Below are 20,248 nucleotides of genomic sequence, written 5' to 3' on the forward strand. Positions count from 1 at the left end.
TTTTGATTTTAACTGAAGACGAAAGTGTTATTGCAAGGGTTTCATTACCTGAATTATAAAAGGAAGGGGCAGTCTGTTGCCCTTCCTTTTTGTTATTGTCTTTTTAATTGAATTTAAACTAACCTGCCCCGTTTGTTTAAGTGAAAATCTTCACAATTTTGATTTTATATTTTAACAAAATATCTCCCATAGTATTGAACACGTTCCTCCATAATCTGGCCCGATTGTTGAATAGCATGACTGGCGTTTTTTAAACAACTTTATTATTTTTTAAACGACATTATTGTAAATTAAACAACTTTATTGTTACTTAACAAATTTTACTTTTACTTACTATCATACTTCTTCCCAATCTAATATTTCTTCTATAGAATAGTTTCTTATTAATCTTAATTCATTTAGTTTAAATATTAAATCAAGATCTCTCTTGTACCCATTAGTAGGTTCATATTCCTCCGCATATTTTTCACTTAATACTTCATATAATTCGGTTAAAAAACTTATGTATTCATCTTCATATGATTTATACTTAGCAAAAGTTAGAAATTCTATTACGTCTTCTATGGATTTTAAATTAAGAACTTTTTTATAATCAAAATTATTTATATCAAAATCCTCTAAATTAAAATCCTCATATTTCTGTAAATCACTAGTGTTTTTTAACAGCTCATATATACTAAAAGTTAATTCGAGTTGTTGTAAATCAACGTAGCGAAAATGTGGTTCAAATATATAACTACCCATTCTAATTGATATAATTTTCATTAGATATTCTAAATCGGCCTCTGACTTAGTACCTTTCATGTAGATATAATTCCATACTTTATAAGGGTCTAAGTGAGTAGAAGATAATAAATAATTTAACATGTCACCAAGTACTGCATCATTAAAATGATTATTTTCTACCAAAGCATAAATCTCACATAAATGTTTTAATGTTGAACTTACTATAATTGGTTCAATGTTTCTTACATCATCTTTAAATTTAATTGCATCTCTATTCGGGTTGCGAGAACTGTAATATTTGAAGTTTAATAAGTTGTATTTTTTTTCAACAGGAAGCAATTTCTCAATAGTTTGTAGTAATAGAGCAGATTCACGTTGTTTACTATATGATTTAGATTTATTTCTGTTTAATAGACTTGTCCCAAAATCTAAGATTTTAACTTTGTAATCTCTATTGTATGTATCAAGTGGCTCTAATAAGATATTCTCATCATGTAAATCACCATGAAAAACATTAATTTTATGACATTCATTAATTGTTAGTAAAATGTCATTCAAAATTTTGTATCTTAAATTATCTTGTAAATTTGTCTTAGTTGCTAAGAATTTTTTTAATGTTATACCTTCTACCCATTCCATTGTAGAATAACAATAACGCGTATCGGTTAAGCCAGCTTTATAAATTGTTACAATAGAAGGCATATCTAAATTAGCTATTTTAGTAATCTCTTCTTGATATTTTTCAAAATATACGCTGTAATGTTTAGATTTTGTATTTGGTAGCCAGATTTTTAGAGCGCATATTCTCCCAGTAATACTCTCTTGTGCCTTTAAAACTATACCGTTTGCACCACATCCAACAAATTCTATAAGAGTAATATCAGGAATAGTTACTTCTAACCAATTACTAATATCGCGATTTTTCTGAATCCACTTTTCTCTTGAAAATTCTTCATTTTCATCTAAAGGTACTAGTTTAAGCGTATTATCTTCAAAGTGATAATCTCTTCTTTTATTTTTCATCTTAATTCCCCTATATAATGTATTTTTTCGGAAAAAGAGTAGCAAATTCAATCATAATTAGAATTTTGAGACGGTTAGAATTAATTAATGTTGATAATTATATTATACAATTTGGGAGGATAGTGTAGGATTATATTTCGTGTAATTTTGTATATGTGTTAGACTGAGTTGTGAATTCAAAAAATAAGTAAAGGTAAGGATATATATAAAGGCAACAGCAGACTAATCAATGTATATTCTCCCGTAATGTTATTAATAATTGTGTAATTTTTATATAGATATGTGATTTGTTATGCTTCAGTAAAATGGAGGTTATTATGCAAAAGAAAAAAGAAGCGTACTTTGTACATGTGTATACGCTAAAGGACAAAAATACAAAATCCATAAAAATAGAAACATGGCGTTCATTTAAAGAAGAAAAGAATGTTTTAGGTATTACGGACAGTGACATTTTCCAAATTCAAATGGTCTTATACGATCCAAACAAAGACAATAAGCAAAAATAAAAGCAAGATGGCAGAAGAAATGTCTATCTTGCTTTTATTTTTGTTAAATATGTAAAGAAAGTCTTGTGTTTTAAAAATCGCATTGCTATAATATAGACGTAATAAGATTTTACAATAAAATAAAAAATTAATCAGTTCGCATATAAGAGAAGACCTCAATATGCGCCATGTCCTTAGGGGACGTGTGCGTGTATTGGGGTCTTTTTGCGTTTTGCGAACAAAAACACCCGGAGGTGCAGGAATTATGTTGAATTGGTTGTCTGCAAAACTTATGACAACATCAGTAGGAGATTTTTTACTGGCAAAAAGTAGTTTTACGGGGGGGCTTGGTGGTAATGGCGGTCAAGGCGATGCTAAAACTGTCCAAACTAGTATGAATACCCTTGTAAAAACATTAATTGGTTTTGGTAGTATTTGGGTAGTTGCTTGTGTTGTATTCGCAGCTATTAAACTTTCTGGTGCGCAAGGGAAGAACCCTGAAAACCGTACACAAGCTATGGTTGGTTTAGCTTGTGCGGCAATTGGAGGCTTTGTCATGATCAAAGCGTATGACATCGCTGCTTGGGTTGCAACAATCTAACATAAGAGTTTGTACAAGCTCTCCTCCATTTGGGGAGAGCTTCTCTTATACAAGGGAGGAAACAATATGAGAAAAGTAACTGTTCCTGTTGACATGACTTCGGAACAAAAAACGTTGTTAGGTGTATTAAGTAAACGCCAATTGATTTATCTATTAGGTGGCGGGGCGGCTCTTTATTTATATGTACCATTTTTATGGCGGCTATTTGCACCTATTGATGCGGTAGTAGCGTTTTTTATTTGCTTAATTTTAGCAATACCAATGGTAGTAGGTGTAATAGCGTTTGCTTTTATTTATAAAGAAAAACAACACATGTATCTAGATAGATTTTTACTTATCAAAATGCGTAGCCGTTCCGAAAAAGGGAAGTGGAGAAAAGGGTACGAGCCAACTATATGGGTAAAGGAGAATGTATAGATGTTGGAAATGATATATTTTGCGGTGATAGCCATTGTAGGATTTTTCTTTTATCGGAAAATGAACGGAAAACCGCTGTTTGGGTCTAAGAAAAAGGGGAAAAAGCAAGGCGGAGTAGAGAAACACACTGCTGAAAAAGGTGGAAAGAAAAATAAAAAGAATATGCCTGCTGAATCAGAAGTTGATGAGGATAATGTTGATTTCTTTAGCGCTTTTGTAGAAGACATTAAGGAAATTGACAATCATATGATTCGTTATCATGATGACACATTTGTCTTGATTGCGGAAGCGCATCCAGTTAATTATTACTTACTCTCCAATATGGAACAAGAAGCGATTGATATCAAAATTGAATCATGGTTAACCACATTAGAGTTTAATACAAAAGTATATATTCAAAGTAAGTTTGTAGATTTAACAGATCCTGTACGAAAAATGACAGAAACGATGAAAGGTGCGAAGGACCTTACACCAGAGACAATACTATATGGTCAAGAAGTTATCGATAACTTAGAGTACTGGCAACGTTCGCAGCCTCGATATGAGCAAAAACGTTACTTAATTTACCCATACAAGGTGGATATTAGTACGATTACAGCTGATACAGAGGAAGAATTGGAAGAAAAGATTGTAGATAAAGCGTTTAACGAATTATATCGTCGTTATAATGCTTCGCGAAATTTATTATCAAAAGCAAAAATTAATGTAGAAATGTTAACGAAAGACAAATTGATAGAACTCTTATACGTAGCGTTTAATCGTCGTAAAGCTGTGAAAGCACGTTTCCAAGATTTAATTGAAAATGAAAACTTCTCTCTGTACTCAACAGGTGAAACAAATGAGAGAAAACTAGAGTTAATAAAGAAAGTTCTAGCAGAAGAAAAAGCTGAAAAATCAAATAATGGGGTGGCGTAAATATGAAGTTGTTTGGAAAGAAGAAAAAAGAAAAAAAGAAATTAGAAGCAGAAGAGAAGGATGAATTGGAACTAGAGGAGGAAGAGCAGGAGCAAGAAGAGGTACCCACTCAATTAGATAATCAAACAACCGTGTTTGATGTCATTGCCCCAGAAGGCATGAAAATTGATGCAGAAGACTATGGGGTGATTAAGCAGTCTTTAGGAAGTAATACCTTCTTCCGTCCGTTTTATATTCCACGTGATGGATACCCTCGTATGATGCAAACCAATTGGTTGAACATGTTAACTTCAGCTGGGGAAGTCGATGTCATGATTGATATTCATAAAGAGCCAAAAGCGAAAGCGATGCGATCGTTAGATATGCAGCTAACGATGTTACGTTCAAACCTTTCTTTCCAACGCACACGAGGAAACATTGACCAAGAAAAAGACTTAGATGCAAAAATTCAAGATACAAACAATTTAATGGATGAAATTCAATTTAATGAGAATGACTCCTATATGGTGAGTACGATGGCTGTTGCGTATGCAGAATCAAAGAAAGAATTAGACGTTTTATGTGAGTATCTTGAGGATGAAATGCAAGCATCACACTTTAAGATAGCAAGTACTTGGAATCGTGTGAAAAGTGGTTTGAAAGCGGTTATGCCACTAGGTGCACCAAACACTTTGCAAGATACATATCGAAATATCGATAGACGAGCCTTATGTACATTTGCACCGTTTGTGTCAGGATCCGGAAGATTTAATGGTGGTATACCAATAGGAAAGAACAAAATTACTGGGCAAATAGAATTTTTAAATTCGTTCGGGAATGCAGATTATCGCCCACCAAATTATAACATTGGTGTGACGGGGATCTCAGGTTCCGGGAAAAGTTTACTTTTAAAGATGAAGTTAGCTCGTGAAACGTCACTTGCAGATACACATGCAATGATTATCGATCCAGAGGGGGAATTCGTAAAAATTACAAAACGTCTAGGCGGTATTAACTTAAATATTTCACCAGAAAGTAATATCATTATTAACCCTTGTGCAATCGCGGTAACAGAACTTCAGATTACAGATAAAGATGAAGAATTAGAAGCACTTGAACAATATGATAAGAAAGAACTCATAGAACGTGATGGAGTGAAGTATGTAAGATTCGTACCAATTTTAGAGAAAATTAATGAAATACTAGGATTCTTTGACATTATTATTCGCGGACAAGATTTTGATCAACCAGGATTAAATGTATTCCAACGTACGATGCTGGAAGATGCGATTCGTGAAGTGTTTGATAAACATGGCATTACTTCTCATCCTTCATCTTTATATACAGATGAAGTGAAAAAGGTGGATGGACAATTAATTCAGTCTCAAGTGAGAAAGCCTGAGCCAGAGTTAAAAGAAATCTACGATGTAATAGTAGAACATCATGGGGACGATGTGAAAGCAGAAGAGTTAATTGCCGCGATTCGTCCGTTCTTACGTGATGGTTCAAAACCATTATTTGATGGACAAAGTCATTTTGGCCGTGGTGTGGAAACGCAGTTAAATGAGTCACGTGTTGTTAACTTTAATATTAGTCATTTAGAAGAAGGATTCTTAAAACCAATCGCCTTCCACGTTATCCTGAACTATATCTGGGAGCATTGGATTAAGAGCCCAGAACACGCTATCAAACGAAAAGTATTATATGTGGATGAGATGTGGCAGTTTATCGACTATGAACAAACAGTTAACTTCTTAGAAAAAGTAGCACGCCGCTCTCGTAAGAGAAATGCAGGTATGTGTTGGGCAAGTCAGGATTTTGTTCGTATTTTAGAAAATGTAAAAGCGCGCGGTATCTTGCAATCCACTTTTTCTTATTTCTTCTTAGAACAAAATAAGATCGATAAGAAAAAGATTCAAGAGAACTTTAACTTAACTGCTGGGGAGCTTGATATTATTCTCAACAACCCAGGAAAAGGAGAAGGAATCTTCCGTGTAGGAGATAGTTCGGTTTGGATTCAAACAGATCCATCAGACAAAGAAATGATGTTCATTGAATCGAATGAAGCAGTACTACAAGAGCTTTTAAATAATATGAAGAAAGTACAAGGATACGCAGGGTAATAGCGTACCTTTGAAAAGGAAGGTGAAATTATGCTTGAGAAAATAATAGATTGGGTCGGGGGACTCATTATTAATTTAGTCAAAACTTTTCTTGGTCCGATTTACGGATTTATGGATACTATCCCTGTCCTAGTTTTTAGTGATGCTGATTCAAATTTAAGTTTTTTATTTTCAAAGAATGCGGTTACTAACGTGCTAGATACCGGTATGCCCGTCATGTTTAAATTTGTTGCTTTTTGTGTCCTCGTCAGTGTAGTGATTACGGCAGCAAAATATTCAGCGACAGCTATCAATCCGAATAATCGGACAGCATTAATTGAGTATGCGAAAGATTTAATGATTATCTCGATTTGCCTCTGGCATTTAGACTTCTTTTATAATGTTATATTCGATCTAAATGCTTGGATTACATTGGAGTTTAAAGAGGCGATAAATGGAGTGAATAATGGTAATTTTAAGCCGGATGAACAAGTACCTTTATTAAAGTCGGGAATATCTGACAATAAGACTATTACAGAGCTTTCAATGGAGGGCCATAAAAACGATTATATGTTTATTATATTCGGTTTGTTTATTGAAGCTGGATTAATGGTTTGGGCAAATTTTTATTATTTAATGCGCGCTGTGACACTGTACGTATTAATGTTAATGGGTCCTGTAATGGTAGGAATGTGGTTATTTCCACAAAAGAAACAACAGACGTTATACTGGATTCGAGAATTTATGGGGGCAGTATTAATTCAAGCGATTCACGCAATTACCCTATGGCTCGTTATTACACTTATTGGAGATGCAAAAAATCCTATTATAAAATTAATATTGCTTGCTATGTTTATCCCAGTTGGAGAGATTGTGAAGAGCTTTATAGGCCTTAGCACCAATGCATCCGGTGGTATTCATAGAGCGGGTACAATGCTGGGAATGGGTGCTTTAGCGAGTGTAGCTGGTTTGGTGAAAGGAATTCGTGATGACCACCGCAGTGCAAATGATAAGGGGAAAGAAAAGAAAGATGGAGAGCAAGATAAAAAAGAAGATGCTGATAACCCGAAAAATGCATTAGGAGCAAATTTAGGGACAGATCTAGGTACAACATCTCGTGCAGCTCGCATGTTAAAAGCAGGGCAAATCGGAAGTTCAATTGGTAAAGCGGCTGGTGGACTTGCAGGTATGGTAACAGGAGCTGGGCTTGGACCAGAAGGAATGGCAATAGGGACATTGGCTGGCAGTAAAGCGGGCGGATTTACTGGTGCGGTTGCTGGAAGATCTGCTGCTACAGTAGGCGAAGGAGCTGTAGCCTTAGGAAAACATATTGGTTCAAGTGTGAAGAAGGGTACAGATACTTATAATGGGTTAAATAGTGAATCTTATCCAGAACTAACGGATGAAGATATTGCACAGGATTTAGCTACAAAAGATTTTGAATCTTGGAAAGCGGATAATTCGGATTCTGCAGTTGCTAGTCGATTAAAACAAACATTCCCTGGTGCTTCTGATGCAGAGATTGCTAAAAAAGTAGCGAAAACAAATAGCGATCAAATGTCTCATTTCAAAAATCAGCGTAAACAAGATTTGCAAAATATGAAGAAAAACGCTACACCATATGGAAATGCTAGAGATTTAGTCAATGCTGCGACTAACGCATTCCAAAAGGGATATGAGGCAGATCATAAAGACGCGTTTATGAGTCAATTGCCAGAAAATATGTCGGCGGAAGAAAAAGAGAAAAAATGGAACGGCCATCTTAATTCAAAAGTACAAGGGTTTAGAAATCATGCAGAACAAGCGGCAATAAAAGCGGGGGCTATGCCTGTTGATACATTTGCTTCTCAACTTGCACTTGGAAAAGCAGTTGAAGGGGTAAAGGGAGAAACACTAGAGGGTGGTCATCAAAACATGGGACAAGTAGACTCTCTTGTTGGGGCGTCCACTGCTGCATTTAAAAAGGCGTATGCTGCAGATCATAAGGCTGGATTTATGAAGCAATTTTCTGCAGGTGTACCACAACAAGAAAAAGAGGCGGCATGGAACAAGCATTTGAGTCAGGAAGTCCAAGGATTTAAAAATCATGCAGAGAAAGCTGCCGAACAAGCAGGGATTGTACAACAAAAAGATGGGACTAGCTATGCCAATAAGGAAGCTTTTGCTTCTCAGTTATCACAACAATTACAAAGCAATCCAAATAAGCAAGGAAATAACTTGTTTGATAAGTCCTATGTGAATAAAGATGCTTTTGCTTCTCAACTTGCATTAGGAAAAGTCGGAAAAGCAGTTGAGGATGTAAAAGGAGAAACGTTAGAGAGTGGCCATAAAAACATGGGACAGGTTGGTGCTCTTGTAGGTGCTTCAACCGCTGCGTTTAAGAAAGCATATAGTGCAGATCATAAGGCTGGTTTTATCAAGCAATTGCCTGCGAATTTACCACAACAAGAAAAAGAAGCGGCATGGAACAAGCATTTAGGCCACACAGTACAAGGGTTCGAAAATCATGCACAAAAAGCTGCGGAGCATGCAGGTATTGTTCAGCAAAAAGATGGAACAAAATTTGCGAATAAGGAAGCTTTTGCTTCTCAGTTATCACAACAGTTACAAAATAATCCAAACTTAAATGCAATAGGTGTATCCAGTACTGCGGGCATTCAAAAGGCAGTTAATGGCGTGAAAACACATGGTTTGACAAGTGGATATGGAAGCCAGAATGCAAAACAAGTAAGTAATGTTGGGAACTTGGTACAAGCTTCTACGGAATCCTTTAAACAAGGGTATGCAGGAGAGAACAGGGAAAACTTTATGAAAAACTTGTCTCCAACCATGGCTCAACCGCAAAAAGAGCAAGCTTGGCAGACACATCTAAACCAAAAAGGAAATGAATTTAAAGCAGTAGCCCAGCAAGCAGCAGTACAAACTGGAGCGATGCCAGTGCAAGCAAAAGATACGAGTGGTAAGGGTCTACATGCCCAGTCGTATATCAATAAGGATGCTTTTGCATCGCAATTAACGAAAGGTTTACAGAGTCATGCAACCCTTGGGACAGTGAGCCAACAAGTAAGCTCTGGGATTACAAGTTCTATTCAAGGAGTTAGATCACACGGTGTTGCTGCAGGTGGTGCAATCAATAAAGCTGTGTATGCAGCTACACAAACGCAAGCGAGTATGGCGAGTGCAGGAAATCTTTCCGTTGCTGAAATTCAACGTTCGTATGCAGATGCGTCTGCAGGTGTGGCAAGTATTGCACAAAGTGCTGGCAAAATGTCTATCCCAACTTCAGCTGTGGGACGTATGACACAGCAAAGCAAAATGATTGGCATGAGTGTGATGGAAGGTGCCAATCATTTGATGCCTACAAATGGTTTAGAGAATGTTTCAAAAGCATACTTTAATGCGTCAAGTGCTGTTCAGCAGGCAGGAGGGAATGCTGTACAAAAAGCGATAAGTGGTACTGCTGCAGCTGTTCATACCTCATTGGGAAGTAATGCAGCAGAACGCCATTACAATGTTACAAAAGGATTAAGCTATGCAGCAGGTGTAATCGGTGGTGCAGGCGCTTATCAAGCTACTTCAAGGATGGTAAGTAAACACAATCCTTATAACAAAGCTGTTCAAACAGAAGCAAAAGAAATTCAAGAGATTCAGAGTATGGTTCCAACAACAACAGACCATACAGGAACGCAATCTGTTGCCAAAGGGGCTGTACGTTTAGTTACGACGAATAACAAGTCATGGATTGAAGCAAAAGATTCCAGTGGGATGACACAAGTTGTATCTCGTTATGGTAGTGGAGATAGTAGCATTCGTTCCGGACAAATGGTATATCAAGATTTAAATATTGCAGACGGGCAGTTGACACAGTACCGAAATGGTATGAAAGCTTCTCCAGCATATATACAAGATTCAAGTGGTGGGAAAATTAGTATAAATCGCTCGATTAATACTAATCCAAATCAATTGGTAGGAAATCAAAATCCAAGACCAATACAACAGAAACCAGTGATAAGTGAACCACCACTTACTGTGAGTCATAAGGTAGACAATGGCCACTTCTATATGTCTGACTTAGATCAAGGTGGATATAAGAATGTACAAATGGTCGTAGAAAGAGACCGTAGTTATATGGTGGCTACCACAACAGAAGGTACAGTTTCACGTATCTCACCATTTGGAAAAGGAGATACACGTTTACAAACAAACCAAAGAATTGAAAGAATCTGTGAAGTAAAAGATAGCAGTATTAAACCAAAAGAAGAAATTTTGGTTACACATACACAGGACGAAGTAGTACGTGCAGAGACACAACTGAATTTATCAGAACATGACCCGCAAAATCTGATTCCATTTGCACCAAACCCGCGTTTAGCACAGCGAAAAAGACGAAATGATGAGCATGGAAAGTATGGTGTGACAAGTCTATGAGTCAGAATCCAAACGATCCAAATGAACAGAAAAAAAGCAATCCCTTAAAAGATGTAGCGTCTCACTTTATCAAGAAAAAAGGGATGCAAGCTCGGGGGAAAATGGCAAAATTGGCAGGAAAAGCAGGAAGGGCGGCAGCGAAAGCTGCTGCCAAACTGCTAAAAAAGGCAACACTTAAAATTGTAGGGTCAATATTAGCCGCGGTTGGATTACCTGCAGCTATCATTATGTCGCTGATTATTGTGGTGTGTGTCATTTTAGCATCTTTTGTACCGTTTACAAAAGATGAAAGTAAAACAGAAGAACAAGTAAAAAAGTATATGGAAGTTTCAATGGCTCTAAATGTGGATTGGAAAGAGATTGTTGCTTTTGACATGGCACGGTATGATAATGACCTCACCGGTAAAGACCCACATGATGCGATTTCATATTTTTTGGATATCCAATATGAAGAATATACGGAAAAAGAGGTATGTGAGGCAGGACCAAACGGTCCTTGTGAAAAAAAGAAAAAGGAGATGCAAAAAACAAAATCTGAGAGTTACTCCGGACCAGATGTAAAAAAGATTTTAGGAGATACAGATTTTAAGAAAAAAATAGATGAGATTAATGCTAGTGGTAGTAAAAAGGTGACAACCTCTTCTCATGGGCTAGAGAAAGCGATGGAACTTGCAAAATTTAGTGAGAGTCAAAAAGATCGTGCGCGTGAGATATTAGCTGCAGGAATGTTAGAGGGAATGTATGGACATCTAGCCCCAACTGGTGGATTTATCGGGGGTATGTGCGTAGGTTCTGTTAGTCCTGGTGGAGAGCCTGTTAATATCAATGAAAAAGTAACAGGTTACCTTCCCAAAATTAAAGAGATGGCAGAAAAACATGGTGTCGCTGAATATGTTGGTATTCTGGCAGCTCAAATGATGCAGGAATCAGCTGGAGCAGGTAATGACCCGATGCAATCATCAGAGGGACATTATGGAGACTTGAGTCCATCTTGTATAGGTGTAAAAGGAAATGCTCGAATGGGGTGTATTACAGATCCGAATATTTCTATTGAAGCAGGAGTACTGGAATTTAAAGATGTGCTAGGGCAAGCGAATGGTGACGTCGCTCTCGCCTTACAGTCATATAATTTCGGGAGTGGTTTTATTAGCTATGCATTAGCAAAAGGTGGTTATTCAGAGGAAACAGCCATTGAATTCTCAAGAAGTAAGGCACATTTAAATCCGGGTGGTTGCTCTGATCCTAATAACTTCCGAACCAAAGTGGGAGCGTGTTACGGGGATTTTACGTACGTTACCAAAGTTTTGAAATTTTACAAAGATTTAGGTTGTGTAGCGTCTGGAGATGGAGAATGGGTGTCTGATAAAGGTTGGAAATGGCCAACGAAATCAGGGCGTATTACAGATACGTTTGATGCGGTTCGTGGTGGAAAACAACATAACGCTGTAGATATTGGGGCCATGACCGCCGGAAAAGCTGGAGACCCTGTGTGGTCGATGGAAGTTGGTATTGTAACGAACCAAACAGGAAATGTAAATGGTGGTGGTTTAGGTGTTTATGTAGACCATGGAAATGGCATTGTATCTCGCTACTTACACTTGAGTAAAATATCAGTTGCACCAGGAACCATGGTAACAAAAGGACAAATCATTGGAGAGATGGGCGGTTCTAACTATAATAAAGATACTGGTTTACTTAATATGAATGGATACGCTGTCCATTTAGATTTCCAAATTCGTATTAATGACCAGCCAACAGATCCGATGAAATTCTTTAAGAAAAATGATGATCCAGGATTATCATCTGGTGGTTCTCCTGTTATGATGAATGACAAACGACAAAAAGTATTAGCGGAAGCCAAAAAGTGGCTTGGGCAAGGAAAAGTGAGATATGTATTAGGGAATCGCAATCCACCGGGTGGCACTTCAGATTGCTCTGGATTTACGCAGTATGTCTTTCGAACAAGTGTAGGTGTGCAACTTGGAGATTGGACAGGTGCTCAAGTTGGACAAGGTAAACAAGTACCAGACATCAATCATGCACAACCAGGAGACCTCATCTTCTATGAAAACCCAGGACACGTTGCAATTTATATGGGGAATCAGAAAATGATTCATATTGGTGATGATAAGGGTGTACAAATTACAGGTCTAAACTATACGGCAAGAGGACAACATATGACTCAAATTCGTAATGTTATAGACTGATAAGGGATGAGAGAAGATGAAGAAAGTAATTAATACTTTGTCCAATATGCCTCGTAAGTACTTGGTGGTATTGGGGGTCATAGTTTTAGTGCTAGGTGTAGCTACCTATAATACCATTCATCGTTACATGATGAAATCACAAGTACAAGAGGAAGAACAAGTAAATCAAGATGAAATAGAGATGCTTGGAGATAAGCCAAAGGGATTTGATACAAAAGAAGAGGAATATATCGCGAAAACAAAAACAGTAGAAGACTTACTACGAAAAATATCTTCCAGCAGTTATGATGTGCCATATTTGTTTACAAAGGCTGGATTTGGTATTGAGCCAATGAAAATGACAAGTAATGAGCGCATGCTTGCTACAGAAGCTGTACAACGATATTTCCTGCATGGAGATAAATTCTATAATGCTCGTATTACAAAAATTGAACGCGGAAAAAAAGTAGATACGTACCATATTGAAGTTCAAATTCAACAAGTGAATTTCCTTGAACCACGTCAATTTAAAGTGCAAGTCAATCAATATGCACAAATTGTAACACCAATTGAACAAATTCCGCACGGGCAAGAAGAAGTACCAGTGGATTAAGTGGAAAATGAGGGTTGTGGAAGAAAAAACACAACCCTTTCTAAAAAAATAAAGAGTACCCTAAAAATATTTATTGAATATTCATAATTTTCTGATATAATAAAACCATAGCTAAATGAAATCTATATATATAACTGATTTGAAATAGATAGGGAGGAAAGAAAAAATGAGAATGTTATTTGGAACAGCAGCAAACTTTTTTGCGGGATATTCTTCTGGAAGGGGATCAGGATTTTTAGGGACATTATTCGGATGGGCTTTGTTTTTGGGTGGAGGATATCTATTAGTAGAACATTGGGACAGTATCACGGTTTGGATGCATAGTTTAAATATAGTGCAAGGGTTAGAAGGTTATGAAGACATGAGTAATGGGTTCATCTTTGTATGCTTGGTCGTAAGTGCTTTTATTTTTATGCTGTTGTTACCTATTTTCGCAATTGTATTAATAGTAAGTTTAATAATCATGAATATTGTAGTTTGTACGCTTGTATTGTTAACAACACCAAGTACATACACAAAAAAGAAAAATAAGGAGAGTGAGTGGGAATGAATACAATTCTAGTATTAGGTGGATCAAATGGTAGGACGTTAGAAAAACTAGCGAAAAAAAGAGATTGTCAGGTGATTTTTCATGACGGAAAGAATCATGGTGGCGTAAAGAAGACTTTTCGTAGTGTCATTAAAAAATGTGATGTTATTGTAGTGCAGAAAGGTGCATGTGGACATGTCTCTATTGATGTAGCAAAAGAATACGCAAAGAAGTATGATGTCCCACTTTTATTTAATCAGGGTTTTGGAGGAACAGGTGCGTTAGAGATTGGGTTAAAGCATTTGCAAGCAGCATAAATTAGGTAGTAGGGAATTTATTTTGATTATATAATCATATAATCCTTATATAAAAATTATAAATGTTACCATGAAAACTGTTCAAAAGGGGGTTGTTTAATGAAAAATAGAAAATTTATCATGAAATTGTCATGTGTTATAGCACTTTCTATGGTAGGAGGATGTACTAGTTTTAACATATCTAATAAAGAATCTACAGTACAAAATTCTGTTGGGACTAAATCACAATTACCAAAAGAAAGCGATTATTCAAATTCAAGATTTAAGGCAATAGAGCTTGATAGCCATACACTTGTTTTAATTGATAAACAAACAAAAGTTCAATATTTAAAAGTAATTCGGAATCAACAAATAGATGGCGGATTAGACATTGTACCTTTGTATCAAGCGAATGGAAAACCATTTTTAGGTGACGAAGTAAAAGATAATCGTTTTTCTACACAAAAATTAGATGAACGTACTTTTATTATCACTGATGAAGAAACAAAGGTTCAATATTTAAAAGTAGTTCGAAATCAAATAATAGATGGTGGAGTTGTATTAAAACCTTTATTAAATCCAGAAGGGGGATTACTTACCGTAAAACAATAATAAAATGATATTGTTTAAGTAAGAAGTGAAAGGATTTGATGTTATGGATTTTATTGAAGAGTTCAATGCAAAAGCATTCTTTTTATTTATTGGTATAGTTGTATTAGTCGCTATAGGTGCTAAATTTGCTGGGGAATTTAGAGAGATACAAAAAAATAATCATAATATAAGAATAGAACAAAGCAGAAGTAATGTGAAAACTGCAGAGGAAATGGTTGCTAAAGAATTTAATATAGATAATAAACATTTTCGAATGACTGTTGTACCAGGAGATCTGCTGAATCGAAATTACTGGATAACTAAAGATTTAGTATCAGAAATTAAAAAAGATGGGGAAGAATACCGTATCTACTTTGAAACAAAAAAAGTTATCAATAGTGAAGAGGATCTTGTAATGTATAAACCTACAGGTATATATAAAATTCGTAAAGAAGAGTAGATAATACTATTTGGATTTAAAATTTAGATAAGATAATATATGGTGATAAATGAAAGGTGAATATAATAAAATGAATCATAGTAATTTACATAAATCAGGTTATGTTATACTCATATATTTTATAATGACTCAATTTGTTGGGATTATAGGAGTACAATTGCTAGCAAAGACAGGTTGGTATGATATTAAGGGAAATCAACAGCAAGCAATTCAGCAACTACTTGTTCATTGGGAACTAATAGGGTTTTCACTCATATCAATATTCATTTTTCTTATATATAAGAAAGAAGCGATGAATGATTCAAAGTTATCGATTAAATTTTCAAGAGTAACATTCGGTTGGATTTTAGTAGGGATAGTTGCAGTATTTTTAGCACAGACAATTGGTAGTATTTTGGATAAAAATATATTTCAATTAACTACACACTCAGTAAATACATCAAGTAATATTGAATCTGCAGCCATATCTCCTCTTGCTCTTGTATCAATTGTAATTCTTGCTCCGCTAGTTGAGGAACTTGTATTCCGTTATGCGGCCATAAATATATTAATCCATAAATTTAATAAAATATGGAGTATAATAATTAGTTCATTATTTTTTTCTATCATGCATTTTGATTTTCCCTTTATATTTGGGTATTTTCTAATTGGACTTGTACTTGCAACGGTATATGTACGTACTAATAGATTAATGGTATCGTTCTGTGTTCACGCAAGTATGAATTTAATTGTTGTTACACTTCAGCTCTTTTAGTGAAAATATATATGTAAGGAGAGAGAAACATTGTGAAAAAGAAGGCGATATTTTTAGATCGTGATGGAGTCATTAATGAAATACTTTCAAATCGTGTTGATTTCGTAAATAAGCCAGAAGATATTTATCTGCTACCTGGTGTAGCAGAAGCGATTGCTACATTTAATAGAAAAGGATATATGGTACTAGTCACGACGAATCAAGCTGGCGTCAGTTTGGGCTATATGACTCAGAATGAGCTTCTAGAAATACATAGACATATGAAAGAAAAATTAATTAATGAAAACCCCGATGCTCATATACATGAATTTGCTGCCTGTGTACATCGTCCGAAAGATGGATGTACGTGTAGAAAACCGGAGGCTGGTATGTTACTGCAGTTAGCTCAAAAATACGATATAGATTTAGTAAGTAGTTATATGATTGGTGATCAGGAAACGGATATTTGTGCAGGGAAAAAGGCTGGAACAAGAACAATTCGAATTGCTGATGATTTAGAAGAAACGCATGCAGATATGAAATTTAGTTCTTTACTCAATATAGCACTTGAAAATATTATATAATTTTTTCAAGTATAATTATTATTCAAAATTCGGAGGGTATTATGGATTTTTATAGATTAAATTTAGAGGTAAAATTGGATCAAGACAAAGTAACAGAACAAAAATTTTATAAAATTGTAGATAAGTTTTTTAATAAACTATCTAAATTCATGAGGGTGAAATCTTCAGAGGAAAAACTAGCGTTCATTATAGCAGAAAGAAAGATAATAATAGACATTTCAATAGTGATTGAAGAAAAATCATTTTTAAAACTGCAAAATAACTCAACCAGATTAAAAGAAGTTTTAAAATATATTTCAAAATTTTTTCAATACGATGACTGCGAAAAAGTAGGGGCTTTATACATAAGCACAAAAGATTTAACGACGGATTTATTTGCTTATCAGAATACTATTTATCTATCAACGGTTTTAAATGAAGACCATCGACATACTCAAGAAGTAATTAATTTAGATGGCGGTATGGTATCCTTTGTCATAGATGAAGAAATAGTTGAAATTCCAGTAGATACAAATGTGGTGCTTGCACATATGACATTTAAATAGGATTAAATTTCTAATCCTTAGAAGAGGCTATGCCTGTATAAAAATAAATGGGTCATATCATGGAAGTAAATCCTAGTATATGTCCCGTTTTTATACGTATCTGGGCTGAACCTCTTATTGTTTTACAACATAAAGTTTGTAATGAAATAGCCAAATTCATAACCTGTTCTTATTAATCCAGCTCCCAATATTATATATAGAGAATATTTAATGAAAAGATTCTCATTTAAGAAGTTTTTTAGATTATTCATGTTGAATCCTCCAAGTCAATTTTATTAGCTTGATCGTGATGTGGCGATACCTCAAATAAGTTTAAATTTATTTTATCGTTGTATATACTTAGTTTTTAATTTGTTTCATTAATGCTTTAGCTGCTACAAATAACATGAAACTGTTGAGGGCTAAACCTCCTAAATTTACGTAAAAGAAATTTGGTTGTTTAAAATTGTATATACCAGTTAATACAAAACTGAAAAAGATAAACGAAGCTATTATAAGGGATACTGTTTTTTGCTTATTTGTGTATGAATTCATCATTATCACCCTTCAAGTAGAATATATAGATATAATTATATCATGGAGTGGTGTATGTAATTAACTATAAGATATATATCTATGCGAATTTAACTTATTTTTTCTTTTACAGGATAATAAGGCAGCAGATTCATACTTACAATTCGTTATAGGGGTAAATCATAAATTCTATAAAGAAAAGACACCCTAAGGTGTCTTCCTCTGACTTGAACCACATAAATTTTAATAACATCATTTTAAAACCACAAATATATCCTTAATCTTTCATATAATATTTTATCACATTTTTCAGTTAATGGCATCTAATTAGTAAAAATAGGTTATCCCTTGTAAATTCCTTTTCTCCATACCCATTCAATAGGACCATAGCGGAAGTGTTTACTCCAAATCTTACTGAATATAATTTGTACGAAGCTAATAAAAATTCCGAAGATACATAGTTGCCAGTAATATACGTGTGAGATATCTATAAAGTACCACGAAAGAATGACAAGCGTTAGTATGCTTTGGGTGATGTAATTAGTTAAAGCATATTTGCCTACGTTCATAAAGGGGTGCAGCCACTTTATATTTCCTTTCTTCTCGCAAATTAAAAGTAGGGAACAAATATAGAATATAGCTAGCGTTTTCCCCCCAAAAAGAATCCATAATTGGATATGGCTAGCGTAATAAACATCAGTTTCTATAAAATAATAGATAATAGGCAGAGAGAGTAAGCATGAAATAAATAGTGAGCTCCACTGTAAGACTTTAATTTTCTTTTCAAGTTCCGATACACGTTTGAAAATATTTTTCTTGCCAGCCCATAAGCCTATTAAAAATAAGCCAATATATTCTGGGATTCCAATTAGTAGTTGCTGAAATTCTTGTGTCATTAAAAAGAACAAACGAGCTTTTACTTGATTTAAATAATACGTAAATAGATTCACTGTTTGATTAGTGGTGTTGCCTGTAAACATGTATTGATAGTAATTTGGTACCTCTTCAGGAATAGAAGGGCTTGCTTGTAAAAATAAAATAACACGTAGTAGATAACTAGCAAGTAAAAAACTACAACCGGCTATAAAAATAAGCTTAGTAGATCTCTTATAGAAGAACAATAGGATAAATCCAGCTAAAGCATATGCATGTAGAATATCTCCATACCATAGAAAGATGAAGTGGAGTAAGCCGAAGAGTAGTAAGATACACAATCTACGGCAAAATAACCTATATATAGGATAGCCTCTTGCTTCTGTATTTTTCATAAAGATATAAAATCCTATCCCAAATAAGAATGCAAAAATAGTATAGAACTTTGATTGAATAAACAAATCTACTAAAAAACGAATCACTTTATCTGTACCGGAGTAACCTGCTTGATTAAAGGGATCTAGTCCCGTCATAGTAGGTAGATTAGCAAATAGGATACATAGTATGGCTATACCTCTTATTACGTCTAAAGAATGAATACGAGCGTTTTGTTGCATGTTAATTCTCCTTTCTTAATAAAAGAAAAACGAGCACTATACTAGCTAGCGCTCGAATTACGTCTTGCAAAGAATCCATCATATGTAGCAGCTGACACTGCGCCTTCTAGCCGTTCAACCTCTTCTCCTCTGTTATAAGCTGCAACAACTGGAGTGCCAGGGATATCAAACTCTTGAAATGCACTTTGATTTTCTGGTGTAGAAATATCAATACGATAGATCGTTCTATCATGTTTTTTTGACATACTATTGATATCCGGTGTAGCCTTTTTGCAATAATGACAGGTTGGTTGATAGTAATAGGCAATAAACTCTTCATGGGATTCTATTTTTTGCTTCAATTCTTCTTTTGAAATATCTTTTATATTTTTTGGTGCTCTTTCTGCATCTGCAGCAGATACAATTGCTTTTTCTGGTGTTACAGTTTCTGTTTTGACTGATTCATTCTTAGTTAAAGTAAAGATTGCGATACAAGCAACGCATAATGTGGTGACAATTGCTCCAATTTTGTAAACTTTTTTCATAGTAAATTCCTCCTTAAAATAAAAAAAAGGACAAACCTCGCCCGAGTTAACTGGGCGTAAGGTTTGTCCTTCACGCTACGTACAATAGAGTATAAACAATGGATAACAAATTTTCTACTTATATATTAACATATAATCCGTATAAAATACTATATAAATTTTAGGTAATAAAACCAAAAAAAATAATATGATATATTTTAAATTTCACGTACCGAATGTTAATTGAATAACAAAAAAGAAGTAATAGGGGGCTTTCTTTTTTGTTTAATCCTAATTATATTAAAGGGGCTCGACGCATCATCCAAGCTAAGGGTTTGAAGTACCTTATAAACACAAACTCTTTTCTCTAAAGGTAGTTAATTAAAGAAGTTAGTACAAAAATTCGTTTTTGGAGTGAACTAATTTTTAGCTTAATAGCGATGTGGCGGAACCCCTTAATATAAAAAGTATCAATATAAGATGTTGCTGCACTTTCTATATTAATACTTTTTATATTCTTTCATTTGTT

General features: G+C 34.8%; 19 protein-coding genes. 15 read left to right on the forward strand and 4 right to left on the reverse strand.

Translation table 11 applies throughout. From position 1 onward, the window contains the following. Nucleotides 1-336 precede the first annotated feature (336 nt). Nucleotides 337-1,749 (reverse strand): protein kinase domain-containing protein, encoded by a 1,413-nt coding sequence (locus AC1DKZ_RS16080; RefSeq protein ID WP_476996575.1) that lies wholly within the window; start codon nucleotides 1,747-1,749, stop codon nucleotides 337-339. A 317-nt stretch (nucleotides 1,750-2,066) separates the two neighbouring features. Here AC1DKZ_RS16080 and AC1DKZ_RS16085 point away from each other — a divergent pair, with 317 nt between their 5' ends. From AC1DKZ_RS16085 to AC1DKZ_RS16155, 15 genes are all read left to right on the forward strand, one after another. Continuing rightward, entirely contained in the window at nucleotides 2,067-2,255 is a 189-nt protein-coding gene (locus AC1DKZ_RS16085) for a hypothetical protein (RefSeq protein WP_476996576.1), read from the forward strand. 160 nt (nucleotides 2,256-2,415) lie between these two features. Further along, nucleotides 2,416-2,835, forward strand: coding sequence for a hypothetical protein (locus AC1DKZ_RS16090; RefSeq protein WP_476996577.1), 420 nt, complete (start codon nucleotides 2,416-2,418; stop codon nucleotides 2,833-2,835). A gap of 66 nt (nucleotides 2,836-2,901) precedes the next feature. Continuing rightward, nucleotides 2,902-3,252 (forward strand): PrgI family protein, encoded by a 351-nt coding sequence (locus AC1DKZ_RS16095; RefSeq protein ID WP_113937421.1) that lies wholly within the window; start codon nucleotides 2,902-2,904, stop codon nucleotides 3,250-3,252. Continuing rightward, nucleotides 3,253-4,167, forward strand: coding sequence for a hypothetical protein (locus AC1DKZ_RS16100; RefSeq protein WP_476996578.1), 915 nt, complete (start codon nucleotides 3,253-3,255; stop codon nucleotides 4,165-4,167). 2 nt (nucleotides 4,168-4,169) lie between these two features. After that, nucleotides 4,170-6,269, forward strand: a complete 2,100-nt coding sequence (locus tag AC1DKZ_RS16105) for a VirB4 family type IV secretion system protein (RefSeq protein WP_367630615.1) — start codon at nucleotides 4,170-4,172, stop codon at nucleotides 6,267-6,269. Nucleotides 6,270-6,299: 30 nt separating this feature from the next. Next, entirely contained in the window at nucleotides 6,300-10,676 is a 4,377-nt protein-coding gene (locus tag AC1DKZ_RS16110) for a TrbL/VirB6 family protein (protein ID WP_476996579.1), read from the forward strand. Then, the gene (locus AC1DKZ_RS16115; protein ID WP_002139680.1) at nucleotides 10,673-12,883 is read left to right on the forward strand and encodes a lysozyme family protein; all 2,211 of its coding nucleotides are present in this window, start codon (nucleotides 10,673-10,675) and stop codon (nucleotides 12,881-12,883) included. Before AC1DKZ_RS16110 ends, AC1DKZ_RS16115 begins: the two co-directional genes overlap by 4 nt. Nucleotides 12,884-12,899: 16 nt before the next feature. Beyond that, nucleotides 12,900-13,475 carry a hypothetical protein gene (locus tag AC1DKZ_RS16120; RefSeq protein ID WP_002139679.1) on the forward strand — a complete coding sequence of 192 codons (576 nt, stop codon included), beginning with the start codon at nucleotides 12,900-12,902 and terminating at the stop codon, nucleotides 13,473-13,475. A 166-nt stretch (nucleotides 13,476-13,641) separates the two neighbouring features. Next, nucleotides 13,642-14,025: a hypothetical protein gene (locus tag AC1DKZ_RS16125; protein WP_476996580.1), complete on the forward strand. Its 384-nt coding sequence runs from the start codon at nucleotides 13,642-13,644 to the stop codon at nucleotides 14,023-14,025. Then, nucleotides 14,022-14,321 carry a DUF2325 domain-containing protein gene (locus AC1DKZ_RS16130; RefSeq protein WP_002169762.1) on the forward strand — a complete coding sequence of 100 codons (300 nt, stop codon included), beginning with the start codon at nucleotides 14,022-14,024 and terminating at the stop codon, nucleotides 14,319-14,321. The genes AC1DKZ_RS16125 and AC1DKZ_RS16130 overlap by 4 nt, the downstream gene beginning before the upstream one ends. Nucleotides 14,322-14,420: 99 nt before the next feature. After that, nucleotides 14,421-14,912 (forward strand): hypothetical protein, encoded by a 492-nt coding sequence (locus tag AC1DKZ_RS16135; RefSeq protein ID WP_476996581.1) that lies wholly within the window; start codon nucleotides 14,421-14,423, stop codon nucleotides 14,910-14,912. A 43-nt stretch (nucleotides 14,913-14,955) separates the two neighbouring features. Then, entirely contained in the window at nucleotides 14,956-15,351 is a 396-nt protein-coding gene (locus tag AC1DKZ_RS16140; protein WP_476996582.1) for a hypothetical protein, read from the forward strand. Between the two features lie 49 nt (nucleotides 15,352-15,400). After that, nucleotides 15,401-16,105, forward strand: coding sequence for a lysostaphin resistance A-like protein (locus AC1DKZ_RS16145; RefSeq protein ID WP_476996583.1), 705 nt, complete (start codon nucleotides 15,401-15,403; stop codon nucleotides 16,103-16,105). Between the two features lie 29 nt (nucleotides 16,106-16,134). Continuing rightward, the gene (locus tag AC1DKZ_RS16150) at nucleotides 16,135-16,668 is read left to right on the forward strand and encodes a D-glycero-alpha-D-manno-heptose-1,7-bisphosphate 7-phosphatase (protein ID WP_198285770.1); all 534 of its coding nucleotides are present in this window, start codon (nucleotides 16,135-16,137) and stop codon (nucleotides 16,666-16,668) included. Between the two features lie 41 nt (nucleotides 16,669-16,709). Beyond that, entirely contained in the window at nucleotides 16,710-17,213 is a 504-nt protein-coding gene (locus AC1DKZ_RS16155) for a hypothetical protein (protein WP_476996584.1), read from the forward strand. A 339-nt stretch (nucleotides 17,214-17,552) separates the two neighbouring features. Here AC1DKZ_RS16155 and AC1DKZ_RS16160 read toward each other — a convergent pair whose 3' ends face one another. The 3 genes from AC1DKZ_RS16160 to AC1DKZ_RS16170 all read right to left on the reverse strand — a co-directional run bounded on the left by AC1DKZ_RS16160 (nucleotide 17,553) and on the right by AC1DKZ_RS16170 (nucleotide 19,740). Beyond that, nucleotides 17,553-17,747 carry a hypothetical protein gene (locus AC1DKZ_RS16160; RefSeq protein WP_229178825.1) on the reverse strand — a complete coding sequence of 65 codons (195 nt, stop codon included), beginning with the start codon at nucleotides 17,745-17,747 and terminating at the stop codon, nucleotides 17,553-17,555. A 320-nt stretch (nucleotides 17,748-18,067) separates the two neighbouring features. Continuing rightward, nucleotides 18,068-19,216 carry a DUF418 domain-containing protein gene (locus tag AC1DKZ_RS16165; protein WP_476996585.1) on the reverse strand — a complete coding sequence of 383 codons (1,149 nt, stop codon included), beginning with the start codon at nucleotides 19,214-19,216 and terminating at the stop codon, nucleotides 18,068-18,070. A 41-nt stretch (nucleotides 19,217-19,257) separates the two neighbouring features. Then, nucleotides 19,258-19,740: a thioredoxin family protein gene (locus tag AC1DKZ_RS16170; RefSeq protein ID WP_427225588.1), complete on the reverse strand. Its 483-nt coding sequence runs from the start codon at nucleotides 19,738-19,740 to the stop codon at nucleotides 19,258-19,260. Nucleotides 19,741-20,248: the final 508 nt, after the last annotated feature.

It is taken from the genome of Bacillus sp. 05T21, from assembly GCF_056396785.1.